The organism is Pseudomonas sp. P42, assembly GCF_017973755.1.
GTDB lineage: Bacteria > Pseudomonadota > Gammaproteobacteria > Pseudomonadales > Pseudomonadaceae > Aquipseudomonas > Aquipseudomonas iridis.
Window position 1 is genome coordinate 844,983 of record NZ_JACOPU010000001.1, and the last position, 16,458, is coordinate 861,440.

Genomic DNA, 16,458 nt, shown 5'->3' on the forward strand with positions numbered 1-16,458 from the left:
ATGAATGCTGAAGACTCCTTGAAACTCGCTCGCCGGTTTATCGGGTTACCCCTGGAAAAGCGCCAGATGTTCCTGAATGCGCTGCAGAGGGAAGGGGTGGATTTTTCCCGGTTTCCGATTCCGGCCGGGGTCGATGCCGAGGATCGGCAGGCGCTGTCTTACGCCCAGCAACGCATGTGGTTTCTCTGGCATCTGGATCCGCAGAGCGGCGCATACAATCTGCCAGCGGCGGTGCGCCTGACCGGTCGCCTGAATCAGCAGGCGCTTGAGCAAGCCTTTACCAGCCTGATCGAGCGCCACGAAACCCTGCGCACAGTGTTCCAGCAACAGTCTGACGACAGCCTGCTGCAAGTGCCGCTGCAACAACCGTTGGACATTCAGCGCGTCGACCTCAGTGCCTTGGCGGCCGCCGAGCGCGAAGTGCACGTGGCGGCGGCGGCAGAAGAGCAGTCGCTGCTGCCGTTCGATCTGGCCCACGGGCCACTGTTGCGCGTGCGTCTGCTGCAACTGGCCGAGCAGGAGCATGTGCTGTTGCTGACGTTGCATCACATCGTTTCCGATGGCTGGTCGATGAACGTGTTGATCGACGAGTTCTGCCGTTTTTATGACGCCCATGATCAGGGGCTGGTTGCCGAACTGCCCGCACTGGCGGTGCAGTACAGCGATTACGCGCTGTGGCAACGGCGTTGGCTGGAGGCTGGCGAGCAACAGCGTCAACTCGATTACTGGCTGGCGCAATTGGGCGACGAGCACCCGGTGCTGGAGCTGCCCGTCGATCGTCCGCGCCCGGTACTGCCGAGCTATCGCGGTCGTCGTCACGAGCAGACAGTGGAGGCGGCGCTGGTCGAGCAACTGCGCGGGGTTGCGCGTCAGCACGGCGTCACGTTGTTCATGCTGCTGTTGGGCACCTTCAATATTCTGCTGCACCGCTACACCGGCCAGAACGATCTGCGCGTCGGTGTGCCGATTGCCAACCGCAACCGCCGAGAAATCGAAGGTCTTATCGGCTTCTTCGTCAACACCCAGGTTTTGCGCGTGCAACTGGACGGTCAGACTCGATTCGGCGACTTGCTGAGCGCACTCAAGGAAACCGCGCTCGGCGCCCAGGCACATCAGGATCTGCCGTTTGAACGGCTGGTAGAAGCACTCAAGCTTGAGCGCAGCCTGAGCTACAACCCGTTGTTCCAGGTGATGTACAACCATCAGCCGGAAGTCGCCGATGTCACCACGCTCAAGGTCGGCAGCGGCCTGGAGCTGGGGGTGATCGAGTGGGAAAGCCGCAGCACGCAGTTCGACCTGAGCCTTGACACGTATGAGAAGGGCGGTCAGCTGCACGCCGCGTTTACTTACGCCAGCGACCTGTTCGACGGTGAAACCATCGAGCGCATGGCGAGGCACTGGACACACCTGTTGCACAGTATCGTCAACGATCCACAACAAAGGGTCAGCGAGATCGGGCTGTTGCAGGCGCAGGAATATCAGCAGATGACCCAGGACTGGGGGCGGCATGACGCGACCTGGTCGAGCGAGCGCCCGGTACATGAGTTGTTCGAGGCGCAAGTTGCACAGGCTCCGGATGCCGTCGCGCTGATTTTCGAGGGGCAGCAACTGACCTACGCCCAGCTCAATGCCCGAGCCAATCGTCTGGCCCGCACGTTGCTGGCGCAGGATGTCGGCCCGGAAGTGCTGGTGGGGGTCGCCGTCGACCGTGGTCTTGAACTGATTGTTGCCATCCTCGCGGTACTCAAGGCGGGTGGTGCGTACGTCCCGTTGGACCCGCAATACCCGCGTGATCGCCTGCTGTGCATGATCGAAGACAGCGCCAGCCACTTGTTGCTGACGCAAAGCCATTTGCTCGAACGGCTGCCGGTGCCGCAGAACGTGCGGTGCCTGTGTCTGGATCAGCCCCAAATCTGGACAAACTCAGACGAAAGCAATCCACAGTGTGCGGTGTGGGCCGATAACCTCGCCTACGTGATGTTCACTTCCGGCTCCACCGGTCGCCCGAAAGGGGTCGGCATCAGCCACGGTGCGCTGAGCAAGCACGCCTTCGCCTCGCAGCATTATTACGGCCTGAGTGCCGCCGATTGCGCGCTGCAATTCGCCACGTTCAACTTTGATGCCTTCGGTGAGCAACTCTTCGGCCCGCTGACCTGCGGCGCCTCGGTGGTGTTGCGCGGCAACGAGGTCTGGGACAGCGAAACCCTGTATCGCCACATCGTCGAGCAAGGCATCACGGTCATGGACTTGACCACCGCTTACTGGAACATGATCGCCAAGGAATTCGCTGCTGCCGGCCCGCGTGACTATGCCGCGCTGCGTCAGGTACACAGCGGCGGTGAAGCAATGCCCCCGGAAGGCGTGCAGGCCTGGCGCGTGGCGGGGCTTGAGCACGTGAAATTGCTCAACACCTACGGCCCGACTGAAGCCACCATCACCGCGACCACGCTTGATTGCAGCGATTACGTGGCCGGTCGTCAGCCATTACCACTGACAATGCCGATCGGGCAGCCGCTGCCGGGGCGGCATACCTATTTGCTGGATGCCGACGGTCAACCGACGCCGGTGGGCGTGGTCGGTGAACTGTTGATTGGCGGCGAGCTGCTGGCGCGCGGTTATTTCCAGCGTGCGGATCTGACCGCCGAGCGATTTATTCCCGATCCGTTTTCCGCTAGCGGTGCTCGGTTGTACCGCACCGGCGACCTTGCGCGCTTCAACGCCAAGGGCCAGATCGAATACGTCGGCCGGGTTGACCACCAGGTGAAAATCCGTGGTTTCCGGATTGAGCTGGGCGAAGTCGAGGCGCGTCTAGTCGAACTCGATGCCGTCAGCGAAGCGGTGGTGCTGGCGGTGCAGGGCGGCAGCAGCCTGCAACTGGTGGCGTACGTGGTGCCGAAGCAGGCCGACGTGGTTTCGTCGGCGGCCGATACGCAAGGCGCGGCGCGCGACGCGATCAAGGCGCAACTCAAAAACAGCCTGCCGGATTACATGGTGCCGACCCAAGTGCTGTTCCTCGGCGCATTGCCGCTGAGCCCGAATGGCAAACTGGATCGCAAGGCCTTGCCGTCGCCGGACGCCAGCCAGATGCAACAAGCCTTTGTTGCGCCGCGCAGCGAAATGGAACAGAAGATCGCCGCGATCTGGCAGGACGTGCTCAAGCTCGAACAGGTCGGCCTGACCGACAATTTCTTCGAGCTGGGCGGTGATTCGATCATCTCCATTCAAGTGGTCAGCCGTTCGCGTCAGGCCGGGATTCACTTCAGCCCGCGCGACCTGTTCCAGCACCAGACCGTGCAAGGCTTGGCCAGCGTGGCTCGACAAGGCACCGCTGGCGTGACGGTCGATCAAGGACCGGTGACGGGTGCGTTGCCGCTGCTGCCGATCCAGCAAGTCTTTTTCGCAGATGACATTCCCCAGCGTCATCACTGGAACCAGGCCGTGCTGCTGCGCAGTCATGAAACCCTGCGTGCCGAGGCGTTGTTGCAGGCGTTGAATGCGCTGCTGGTCCAACATGACGCGTTGCGTTCGCGCTTCGTCGAAAGTGCCGACGGTTGGCGTGCCGACGTGGCGCCAGTCGTGATTGAGCCTGAACTGTTGTGGACCGCAGACAACCTTGCTGACGCCGAGCTGCAAGCGCTGTACGCCAACGCCCAACGCAGTCTCGACCTGCAAAAAGGTCCGTTACTGCGCGCGGTGCTGGCCACCGTGGCCGATGGCAGTCAGCGTCTGTTGCTCGCGATGCATCACCTGGCGGTGGACGGTGTGTCATGGCGGATTTTGCTGGAAGACCTGCAACTGGCGTATCAGCAAGCGCTGCAGGGTTCGAGCATCAAGTTGCCGGCCAAAACCAGTTCGTACAAGGCCTGGGGCGAGCATCTGCAATCCTTTGCTGCAACCGACGCGGTGCTGGCAGAACTGGGTTTCTGGCAACAGCAGCTTGAGGGCGCGGCACTGGATCTGCCGTGCGACAACCCGCAGGGCAGCCTGCAAAGTCGTCACGCGCAAGTGCTGCACAGCCGACTCGACAAAACCTTTACTCAACAACTGCTGCAACAGGCACCCGCAGCGTATCGCACTCAGGTCAACGATTTGCTGCTGACCGCGCTGGCGCGGGTCATCTGCCGTTGGACCGGGTACGCCGATACGCTGATTCAGCTCGAAGGTCACGGTCGCGAAGACCTGTTTGATGACATCGACCTGACCCGCACCGTCGGCTGGTTCACCAGCGTGTTCCCGGTGCGCCTGACCCCGGCGGATTCGCTGGCGAGCGCGATCAAGCAGATCAAGGAGCAACTGCGCGCGATCCCGAACAAGGGGCTTGGTTTCGGCGTGCTGCGTCACCTCGGTGACGAGCAGGTGCAAACTTCACTCAAGGCACTGCCGGTGCCGCGCATCACCTTCAATTACCTGGGACAGTTCGACGGCAGCTTCGATGCCGAGGAAGGCGCACTGTTCAGCCCGGCCGGTGAGCGTGCCGGGCTTGAGCAAAGCCTGGACGCACCGCTGGACAACTGGCTGGGCGTCGAAGGCCAGGTCTACGAAGGCGAACTGGACCTGCGCTGGACCTTCAGCTGCGAGCAGTTCAACGAGGCAACCATTTCCCGTCTGGCCGACGATTTCACCCGCGAGCTGCAAGCGCTGATCACCCATTGCTGCCTGCCGGAATCAATGGGCACTACGCCCTCGGACTTCCCGCTGGCGCGCATCGGCCAGGCGCAACTGGATGCGATAACGGTACCGGCCGCCGGCATCGAAGACATTTATCCGCTGTCGCCGATGCAGCAAGGCATGTTGTTCCATACCTTGTACGAGCAGGGCAATGGCACCTATATCAACCAGTTGAGTGTCGATGTCGACGGCCTCGATCCCGAGCGTTTTCGCGCCGCGTGGCAAGCCACCATGGACGCCCATGACATCCTGCGCAGCGGCTTCATCTGGCAGGGCGAATTGCAGGAACAGCTGCAGATCATCCATCGCCGACTCGAGTTGCCGTACATGCTGCTCGATTGGAGTGAGCGCGATGACATCACCCAGGCTCTGGAAGATTTCACGGCCGCCGACCTGGCGCAGGGCTTCGACCTGACCGAGGCCGGGCTGCTGCGCGTCACGTTGATTCGTGTGGCTGAGCAGCGTCATCACCTGATCTTCACCAACCACCATATCTTGCTGGACGGTTGGAGCAGCGCGCAGATGCTTGGCGAAGTCTTGCAGCGTTATGCCGGCCAGCAACCGCCGCGTCCGTTGAGCCGCTACGCCGATTACATCCAGTGGCTGCAACGTCAGGACGCCGCCGTCAGCGAAGCATTCTGGTTGGCGCAACTGGCGGACTTCCACGAGCCGACCGTGCTGGCGCAAGCCGCGGCGGGCGGTGGCGAGGTGCGTGCCGACAAGGGGCATGTGCTCAAGCATTACCAACTGGATGCGCCGCGGACTCGCCGTCTGAACGAGTTTGCCCGAGAACAGAAAGTCACCGCCAACACCCTGGTGCAAGCCGCGTGGCTGCTGTTGTTGCAGCGTTACACCGGCAGCACTTGCGTTGCGTTCGGCACCACCGTGGCCGGGCGTCCGGCGGAGCTGGTCGGTATCGAGCAGCAAGTCGGACTGTTCATCAACACGTTACCGGTAATCGCCGGCTCGCGTCCGGATCAAACCGTGGCCGCGTGGCTGGCCGCTGTGCAGGCGCAAAACCTCAGCCTGCGCGAGTTCGAACACACACCGCTGGCGAATATCCAGCGCTGGGCCGGGCAGGGCGGCGAGTCGCTGTTCGACACGCTGCTGGTATTCGAGAATTTCCCGATTTCTGAAGCGTTGCAACACGGCACCGCGCAAGGCGTGGTATTCGGCGAAGTGGCCAACCAGGATCAGACGCACTATCCGCTGACTCTCGGCGTGACGCTGGGCGACACTTTGGCGCTGCACATGAGTTTTGATCGGGCGCATTTCAGCGCCACAACCATCGAGCGTTTGAGCGCGCAACTGCTGCACCTGCTGGAGCAGTTCGCCGAATCGGCCGAACGTCCTCTCGGCGAAATCGCCTTGGCGACGGCTCAAGAGCACGCGCGACAACTGGCGCAAAACCAGCCGCAAGCCTATCCGCAGGACATCCCCGTGCATCAACGCTACGCCCGGCTGGCGGCGCAACAGCCTGAGCGCACCGCCGTGATTTTCGACGGACAGCATTTCAGCTACGGCGAACTCGACGCCCGCGCCAACCGTCTCGCGCATGAGCTGGTGGCCCGCGGGGTACGGGCGGAAGTGCGCGTCGGCGTGGCGTTGCCGCGCAGCGAAGGCCTGATCGTCGCGCTGCTGGCCGTGCTCAAGGCCGGTGGTGCGTATGTCCCGCTGGACACCAGTTACCCACCCGAGCGTCTGGCGTACCTGATGGAAGATTCCGGTCTGGCGCTGCTGCTGAGCGATTCGCGGGTGTCGGCGCAACTGCCGATCGGTGATGCACTGACCGTGCTGGAACTGGATCACCTCGACCTCAGCGCGCATTCCGAGCAGGCACCGGTAGTCGCGCTGGATCCGGACAACCTCGCCTACGTGATCTACACCTCTGGCTCTACCGGCAATCCGAAAGGCGTCAGCGTCACCCACGGGCCGCTCGCCATGCATTGCCTGGCGATTGGCGAGCGCTATGAAATGCGCGACAGCGATTGTGAATTCCACTTCATGTCGTTCGCTTTCGACGGTGCCCATGAACGCTGGTTGACCAGCCTGACCCACGGCGGCTCGCTGTTGATTCGCGACGACAGCCTGTGGACGCCTGAGCAGACCTACAACGCCATGATCGAGCATGGCGTGACCGTGGTTGCGTTCCCGCCGGTGTACCTGCAACAACTGGGTGAACACGCCGAGCGCGTCGGCAATCCGCCACCCGTGCGGATTTACTGCTTCGGCGGCGATGCCGTGCCGAACGCCAGTTTTGAACGGGTCAAGCGTGCACTCAATCCCGAGTACATCATCAACGGCTACGGGCCGACCGAAACGGTGGTCACCCCGTTGATCTGGAAGGCCGGTCGCGGCGAGCCCTGTGGTGCGGCATATGCGCCAATCGGCAGCCGTATCGGCGATCGCAGCGCCTACGTGCTTGATACTGATTTGAACCTGTTGCCGCAAGGCATGGCCGGTGAGCTGTACCTGGGCGGCAGTGGCGTTGCTCGCGGTTATCTGAATCGGGCGGCACTGACCGCCGAGCGTTTTGTCGCTGACCCGTTCAGCCCTAGCGGTGGCGTGTTGTATCGCACCGGCGACCTGGTACGCCAGCGCGCCGACGGCACATTCGACTACCTGGAGCGCATTGATAACCAGGTGAAGATCCGTGGTTTCCGCATTGAGTTGGGCGAAATCGAAGCGAGCCTGCAGGCCCTGGATGGCGTGCGTGAAGCCGTGGTCGTGGCGCAGGAAAACGCCGGCAGTAAACGCTTGGTTGCTTACGTGGTCGGCGACTCGTCGAGCGATGATTACGCTGAACAATTGCGTGCGCAACTCAAGGCGACGCTGCCGTCGCACATGGTTCCAGCCTACGTGCTGCGTCTTGAGCGCATGCCGCTGACGCCGAACGGCAAGCTTGATCGCAAGAACCTGCCCAAGCCTGATGTCAGCCAATTGCAGCAACTCTATGTCGCGCCGCAAAGTGTGCTGGAGCAGCAACTGGCAACGATCTGGCAAGACGTGCTGAAGCTGGAACGCGTGGGCCTGAGCGATAACTTCTTCGAGCTCGGCGGTGATTCGATCATCTCGATTCAAGTCGTCAGCCGTGCCCGACAGGCCGGCCTGCGGTTTACGCCGAAAGACCTGTTTCAGCACCAGACCATTCAAGCGCTGGCCGCCGTGGTGCAAACCGGCGAGCCGTTGCAAGTGATCGACCAGCAACCGGTAACGGGCGCAACCGCGCTGCTGCCGATTTACCAGTGGTTCTTCACGCAGGCGATTCCCGACCGTCACCACTGGAATCAGTCGGTGATGCTCAAACCTGCGCAGCCGCTGGATGCACAGGCGCTGGAGCAGGCACTGGATGCACTGGTGGTGCATCACGACAGCCTGCGCCTGGACTTTGTCGAGCAAGCGCAAGGCTGGACGGCGCAGTACCGCGATGTCGCGACGCAAGCGGGTGAAACCATCCTGTGGCAAGTCGAGGTGGCTGATCTGGCGGCGCTGGAAGCACTGGGTAACAAGGCGCAACGCAGCCTGCAACTGAGCGACGGATCGTTGATCCGCGCGGTGCTGGCGAACCTCGCCGACGGCACTCAGCGCCTGTTGCTGGTTGTGCATCACCTGGTGGTGGATGGCGTGTCGTGGCGGATTCTGTTCGAGGACCTGCAAAGCGCTTACCGGCAGATTCTGTCCGGTGCGGCCGTGCAACTGCCGGCCAAGACCAGTGCCGTCAAGGCCTGGACCGAGGCATTGCAAGACTACGCAGCCAGTGCGCCGTTGCAGGCTGAACTGGGCTTCTGGCAGCAACAACTGCAAGGCGCCACGACCGAGTTGCCGTGCGATAACCCGCAGGGCGGCCAGCAACACAATCAGGCTCAGGCAATCCGCACGCAACTGGACAAAAACCTGACCCGTCAACTGTTGCAGGAAGCCCCGGCAGCCTATCGCACGCAGGTCAACGACGTGCTGCTGACCGCATTGGCCCGGGTGATGGTGCGCTGGACCGGCGACGACAGCGTGTTGGTACAACTTGAAGGCCACGGCCGCGAAGACGTGTTCGACAACGTCGATCTGACGCGCACCGTCGGCTGGTTCACCAGTGTGTTCCCGGCTAGATTGTCGCCGGTGGCCGATCTCGGTGCATCGCTGAAACAGATCAAGGAACAGCTGCGCGCGATCCCCAATAAAGGCATCGGCTTCGGTGCGCTGGCGCATCTGGGCGACGAGTCTGCCCGACAAGCGCTGCAAGCCCTGCCGAAACCGCGCCTGACCTTCAACTATCTCGGCCAGTTCGACGGCAGTTTCGATGCTGGCGACGATGCCTTGTTCGTCCCGACCAGTGAGTCCGGCGGCGAAGAGGTCAACATGCAGGGGCCTTTGGGCAGCCCGCTTGCCCTCGACGGTAAAGTGTTCGGTGGCGAACTGGACCTGAGCTGGACCTTCAGCCGTGAAATGTTCAACCCGACGACTATCCAGCGTCTGGCCGACGACTACCTTCAGGAGCTGACTGCGCTGATCGCCCATTGCTGCGACAGTGCCAACCGTGGGGTGACCCCGTCGGACTTCCCGCTGGCGACACTCAGCCAGGCACAACTTGACCTGCTGGTGCCGCAACCGCAGGCTATCGACGACATCTATCCGCTGTCGCCGATGCAGCAGGGCATGCTGTTCCACACCCTGCTCGAACACGGCGGCGGCGACTACATCAACCAGATGCGTCTGGACGTCGATGGTGTAGATCCACAGCGTTTTCGCGCGGCGTGGCAATCGGTGGTCGATGCCCATGACATCCTGCGTACCGGATTCGTCTGGCAGGGTGATCTGGAGCAGCCTCTGCAAGTGGTGCAGCGCCATCTCGAGGTGCCGTTCCGCGTCCTCGACTGGTGCGGCCGGACTGATCTGGACGCCGCATTGCAAACCCTGGCAGACGAGGAGCGCGCCCAGGGGCTGGACCTGACCCGCGCACCCTTGCTGCGACTGGTGCTGGTGCGTACCGCCGTCGACCGCCATCACTTGATCTACACCAACCATCACATCCTGATGGATGGCTGGAGCAGTGCGCAGTTGCTCGGCGAGGTATTGCAGCATTACAGCGGCGAAGTGGTGCAGCGTCCGAGCGGTCGTTATCGTGATTACATCGGCTGGTTGCAGCGTCAGGACGCGGCGGCCGCCGAGGCTTACTGGCAGGCCGCGCTGAATAAACTTGAGGAACCGACTCGACTGGCCGACGCCATCGCACGGCCGGACAGCGCTTTGCCGAGCACCGGTTACGGCGATCATTTCCAGGTGCTGGACGCCGCTCTGACGGAGCGTCTGAGTGAGTTCGCCCGGGCCTCGAAAGTCACCGTCAACACCCTGGTGCAAGCCGCGTGGCTGTTGCTGCTGCAGCGCTACACCGGCAAAGACTGTGTGGCGTTCGGCGCCACTGTCGCCGGGCGTCCGGCGGATCTGCCGGGGGCTGAACAGCAGATCGGCCTGTTCATCAATACCTTGCCGGTCATCGCCGCCCCGCGTGCGCAGCAGAGCTTGGCCAGTTGGTTGCAAGGCGTGCAGGCGCAAAACCTGGCACTGCGCGAATTCGAGCATACGCCGCTGGCGCAAATTCAGCGCTGGGCCGGGCAGGGTGGTGGTGCGCTGTTCGACAGCCTGATGGTGTTCGAGAACTACCCGATTGCCGAGGCGCTGGAGCAGGGCGCGCCAGAAGGTCTGCGCTTCGGCCCGGTGGTCAATCACGAGCAGACCAACTATCCGATGACGCTGTTGGTGCACATGGGCGCTGAATTGTCGGTGCACTTCAGCTATCAGCGCGACAGCTTTGCGGCGACCGAGGTCACGCAGTTGGGCGCGCATCTGCAACGTCTGCTCAGTCAGATGATCGATGGAGGCGAGCGCTCACTCAGCGAACTGAAACTGATCGAGAGCTCGCCGTGCGTTATCGACGATTTCGTCACCGATCTGTGCATCCACCAGAGCATTGCCCGTCAGGTGGCGGCCATGCCAGATGCGCTGGCCGTGACCTTCGCCAGCACGCAACTCAGCTATGCCGAACTGGACGCACAGGCCAATCGTCTGGCGCACAAACTGGTTGAGCTCGGCGTCGGCCCGGAAGTACGCGTGGGTGTGGCGATGCCACGTTCCGAGCAATTGCTGGTTGCGCTGCTGGCAGTGCTCAAGGCCGGTGGCGCCTATGTGCCGCTGGACCCGGATTACCCGGCCGATCGTGTGGCCTACATGCTCGAGGACAGTCGTGCGCGGGTTCTGCTTACCGAACAACGGTTGGCGGCGACGCTGAATGTGCCGGCCCAAACCCAGGTCCTGCTGCTCGATCAGGTTGCACTGGAAGGTTATCCGGCCCAAGCGCCACAGACCTCGGTGGTACCGGACAACCTCGCTTACGTGATCTACACCTCCGGCTCCACCGGCATGCCAAAAGGTGTGGCGATTGCTCATCGCAACGTCATGGCGTTGATCGACTGGTCGGCGCAGGTCTACAGCCGCGAAGACATTCAAGGCGTGCTGGCCTCGACCTCGGTGTGTTTCGACCTGTCGGTGTGGGAGCTGTTTGTGACCCTGGCCAATGGCGGCTCGCTGATCATCGCCCGCAACGCTTTGGAACTGCCGCAACTGCCGGCCCGAGATCAGGTGCGCCTGATCAACAGCGTGCCGTCGGCAATCGCCGCGCTGCAACGCGCCGGGCAGATTCCGCCGAGCGTCCGCATCATCAACCTGGCCGGTGAGCCGCTGAAACAAAGCCTGGTGGAGGCGCTGTATCAGCAGAGCAGCGTCGAGCATGTTTACGACCTGTACGGTCCATCGGAAGACACCACCTATTCGACCTGGACCCGCCGCCGTGCCGGCGCCCAGGCTCGCATCGGTCGGGTTCTCGGTCACAGCGCCAGCCATTTGCTCGATGTCGATCTGCACGCGGTGCCACACGGCGTTTCGGCTGAGCTGTACCTGTCTGGTGCCGGCATCACTCGCGGTTATCTGGGGCGTGCGGCGATGACCGCCGAGCGGTTCGTGCCTGACCCGTTCGTCGCCAACGGTGAGCGCATGTATCGCACCGGCGACCTCATTCGCCAGCGCGAGGACGGCGAACTGGAGTACATGGGACGCATCGACCATCAGGTGAAAATTCGTGGACACCGCATCGAACTGGGGGAGATTGAGGCGCGATTGCTGGCGCAGCCAGCGGTCACCGAAGCGGCGGTGCTGGCCGTCGAAAGTGCGAGCGGCGCGCAACTGGTGGCCTATGTGGTCGCCCCGCCACTGGATCTGTACGACGACCAGGCGCAGCGAGTGCTGCGCGACGGACTAAAGACTGGCCTCAAGTCTTCGTTACCTGACTACATGATTCCCGCGCACCTGCTGTTTCTTGAGCAGTTGCCGCTGACGCCCAACGGCAAACTCGACCGCAAAGCGCTACCAGCGGTGGATGCCAGCCAGATGCAGGCCGCGTATGTCGCGCCGCACAGTGAGCTTGAGCAGCAGGTCGCGGCGATCTGGCAGCAAGTGCTCGACGTCGAACGCATCGGTCTCAACGATCACTTCTTCGAACTGGGCGGGCACTCGCTGCTGGCGGTCAACGTGGTGTCGCGCATCGCCCTTGAACTGGGCCTGACGCTGACCCCGCAACTGTTATTCCAGCACCCCGTCCTGAGCGAGTTTGTCGCTCACCTCAATACAGGAGGCGGGGCAATCAACGAACAGAAACTGAGCAAGCTGGAAGCCCTGCTTGACGATATGGAGGAAGTCTGATGGACACGAGTGTTGCTTTGAGGATTGCCAAGCGCTTTATCACTCTGCCGCTGGACAAACGTAAGCTGTACCTGGAAAAGATGCTCGAAGAGGGCGTCTCTCCGGCCAACCTGCCGATTCCAGAGACTCGCTCAAGCTTTGAAGCGATTCCGCTGTCCTACGCCCAGGAACGCCAGTTGTTCCTTTGGCAAATGGACCCGCACAGCACCGCGTATCACATCCCCAGCGCCTTGCGCCTCAAGGGCAGACTCGATATCGCCGCGCTTGAGCGCAGTTTCAATGCGCTGGTCGCACGGCACGAAAGCTTGCGCACCACCTTCGCCGAGCAGGGCGAAACCTTCTGCCAGGTGATTCATCCACAACTGCCGCTGAGCATCTCGTTGGCACCGCTGCAGTCGGGCCTCGACGCCGCTGGCACGGACGCCGCGATCAAGGCTTTCGTCGAAAACGAAACGACCCGACCGTTCAATCTGCAACAGGGCCCGCTGCTGCGCGTTTCTTTGCTCAAAGTTGCGGAAGATGACCACGTGCTGGCGCTGATCCAGCACCACATCATCTCCGATGGCTGGTCGATGCAAGTGCTGGTCGGCGAGCTGATCAAGCAGTATGCCGCCGACACCAGCGGTCAGACACTGAGCCTGCCGCCGCTGCCTGTGCAGTACGCCGATTATGCGATCTGGCAGCGCCACTGGCTGGAGGCGGGCGAGCGCGAGCGACAATTGGCGTACTGGATCGACACCCTCGGCGGTGAGCATCCGGTGCTGGAGTTGCCGATCGATCATCCGCGCCCGGCGGTGCAAAGCTTTCGCGGCGCGCGCCTCGATCTGAAAATGCCATCGGCCCTGGGTGATGCCCTCAAACAACTGGCCCAGCGCGAAGGCGCCAGCCTGTTCATGGTGCTGCTGGCTTCGTTCCAGGCCTTGCTGCACCGCTACAGCGGCCAGTCGCAGATTCGCGTTGGTGTGCCGACGGCCAACCGCAACCGGGTCGAAACCGAAGGCCTGATCGGCTTCTTCGTCAACACCCAGGTGCTGAGTGCCGAGGTTCACGGGCAACTGCCGTTCAACCAGTTGCTGGCGCAAGTCAAGCAATCGGCCATGGCCGCTCAGGCCCATCAGGATCTGCCGTTCGAACAACTGATCGAAGCCCTGCAGCCCGAGCGAAGCCTGAGCCACAGCCCGGTGTTTCAGGTGATGTACAACCATCAGGCGGTCAACGACCAGACCCAGCGCCAGAGCCAGGTGCAACTGCCGCAACTGAGTGTCGAGGACATCGTCTGGGAGGGTCGTACCGCGCAGTTTGACCTGACGCTGGGCACCTACGAATCCAGTGAAGGGGTGGCGGCGGAACTGACTTACGCCACCGACCTGTTCAAGCCCGGAACCATCGAGCGTCTGGCTCGCCACTGGCTCAATCTGCTGCAGGGCATTGTCACCGCGCCGCACCAGCGCATTGGTGAATTGCCACTGCTGGAAAACACCGAACATCAAGGGCTGTTGCAGGATTGGCGCCGCGTAGTCGATCAGGCCGCTCCGGCACCGTGTGTACATCAACGCATCGCCTTGCAGGCACAGCAAACGCCTGAGGCCACGGCACTGATCGTCGGCGAGGAGGTGCTGACTTACGCTCAACTGGAGACTCGCGCCAACCCGCTTGCACACAAATTGATCGAGCTTGGCGTCGGCCCGGACCGACTGGTCGGTATTGCCGTCGAGCGCAGTGTGGAAATGATCGTCGGTCTGCTGGCGATCCTCAAGGCTGGCGGCACTTATGTACCGCTGGACCCGGCCTATCCGCAAGATCGCCTGGCCTACATGATCGAGGACAGTGGCCTGCAATTGCTGCTGACCCAATCGCATTTGCAGACGCAGTTGCCAATTCCGAAGGGACTGCAAACCCTGTTGCTGGACCAACCGCAGGACTGGCTGGCGGACTATCCGACCAGCGCCCCGAATGTGGCAGTGACCGGCGAACAACTGGCCTACACGATCTACACCTCCGGTTCGACCGGCAAGCCAAAAGGCGTGATGGTGCGTCATGCGGCCCTGAGCAATTTTGTCGCAAGCATGGTCGAGCAACCTGGCATCGTCGCGACTGATCGCATGCTTTCGCTGACCACGTTCTCGTTTGATATTTTCGGTCTGGAAATCTACGGCCCGCTGCTGGCCGGTGCCACCGTGGTCTTGACTGGCAAAGACGTGCATCAGGACCCGCAAGCGGTGCTCGAACTGATCGCCCGCCACGCCGTGAGCATGCTGCAAGCCACGCCTTCGACCTGGCGCATGCTGCTGGAGAACGAACACGCCGCTGCCCTCAACGGCCGCACCTTTCTGTGTGGCGGTGAAGCGCTGCCACAGGAGCTCGCGCAACGCATGCTCGCGCGCTCGCCGAAGGTCTGGAATCTCTATGGCCCGACCGAAACCACCATCTGGTCGGCGCTGCATCCGTTGAGTGTGGACAATAGCCGTCCGTTTCTCGGCAAGCCTATCGACAACACAGCACTGTATATCCTCGGCAGTGACCTGGAACTCAATCCGCTCGGCGCACCGGGTGAATTGCTGATCGGTGGCGATGGTCTGGCCCGAGGTTACTTCCAGCGTCCTGGGCTGACGGCCGAGCGTTTTGTGCCTGACCCGTTTTCGCGCACCGGCGAACGCGTATATCGCACCGGTGACCTGACCCGTTACCGCGCCGAAGGCGTGATCGAGTACATCGGGCGCATCGACCATCAAGTCAAAATCCGTGGTTTCCGGATCGAATTGGGCGAGATTGAAGCGCGCCTGCTGGCGCTCGACAGCGTGCGCGAAACCGTCGTCGTCGCTCAGGATGGCCCGACCGGCGCGCAACTGGTGGGCTATGTTGTGCCGTCGTCCAGCGCTGCGCTGAACGCTGAAGGCGAAGCCGATTTGCGCGCGGCGCTCAAGGCCAGCCTCAAGGCCGGGTTGCCGGAATACATGGTGCCGGCACATCTGCTGTTTCTCGCACAACTGCCATTGACCCCCAACGGCAAAGTCGACCGCAAGGCGTTGCCGGCGCCCGACGCCAGCCAGTTGCAATCGACCTACATTGCGCCGCAGACCGCCACCCAGCAGACCGTCGCCGGGATCTGGCAAACGGTGTTGAAACTGGAGCAAGTGGGGCTGGGTGACAACTTCTTCGAACTCGGTGGCCATTCGCTGCTGGTAACTCAGGTCATATCGCGGGTACGTCAGGCGCTCAATGTGCAAGTGCCGCTGCGCACGCTCTTCGAACACAGCACGCTGGCAGATTTCGTCGCTGCCCTCGGGATCGAGCAGGCGCATCAGGAGCCGCCGATCGTCGTGCTGCCACGCTCGCAACCGCTGACATTGTCGTACGCCCAGGAACGCCAATGGTTTCTCTGGCAACTGGAACCGACCAGCACCGCCTATCACGTACCGGCTGCCTTGCGCCTGCGTGGCGAACTGGACTTGCCGGCATTGCAGCGCAGCTTCGATGCGTTGATCGCCCGTCACGAATCACTGCGCACCTGTTTTGTCGAAGAGCAGGGCCGGACCCTGCAAGTGATCCAGGCTCAGGCGACGCTGGAACTTGCCGTCGAAGACATTGCTGGCGAGCTGGACGATTGCGCGCTGCAAGCGTTGATCGCCGCCGAAACCCTGCACCTGTTCGACCTGCACAAAGGCCCGTTGCTGCGGGTCAAGCTATTGCGAATGGCCGCTGATGACCACGCACTGATCATTACCTTGCACCACATCGTTTCCGATGGCTGGTCGATGGGCATCATGGTCGATGAACTGGTGGCGTTGTATGCCGCCTACAGCGCGGATAAAACTGCACAGTTGCCGGCATTGCCGGTGCAGTACGCCGACTACGCCGTGTGGCAACGGCAGTGGATGGATGCGGGTGAACGCGAGCGTCAACTGAGCTACTGGACGGCGCAACTGGGCGACGGCGAGCAGCCGTTGCTCGAATTGCCGACCGACCGTCCGCGCCCGTCGGAGCAGAGCTATCGCGGTGCGCGCCAGGACATTGCGCTCAGCGCGGAACTGGCCGCGGGTCTCA

General features: G+C 62.3%; 2 protein-coding genes (1 of these 2 cut by a window edge). Both read left to right on the forward strand.

Features of this window, described 5'->3' with window-relative positions:
- Positions 1 to 12,414, forward strand: coding sequence for a non-ribosomal peptide synthase/polyketide synthase (locus tag H8B20_RS03930; protein ID WP_210622397.1), 12,414 nt, complete (start codon positions 1 to 3; stop codon positions 12,412 to 12,414).
- Positions 12,414 to 16,458: the 5' portion of a non-ribosomal peptide synthase/polyketide synthase gene (locus tag H8B20_RS03935; RefSeq protein ID WP_210622398.1), read on the forward strand. The gene runs 9,560 nt beyond the window's last position; only the first 4,045 of its 13,605 coding nucleotides appear in the window; the start codon lies at positions 12,414 to 12,416; the stop codon falls past the right edge of the window. The genes H8B20_RS03930 and H8B20_RS03935 overlap by 1 nt, the downstream gene beginning before the upstream one ends.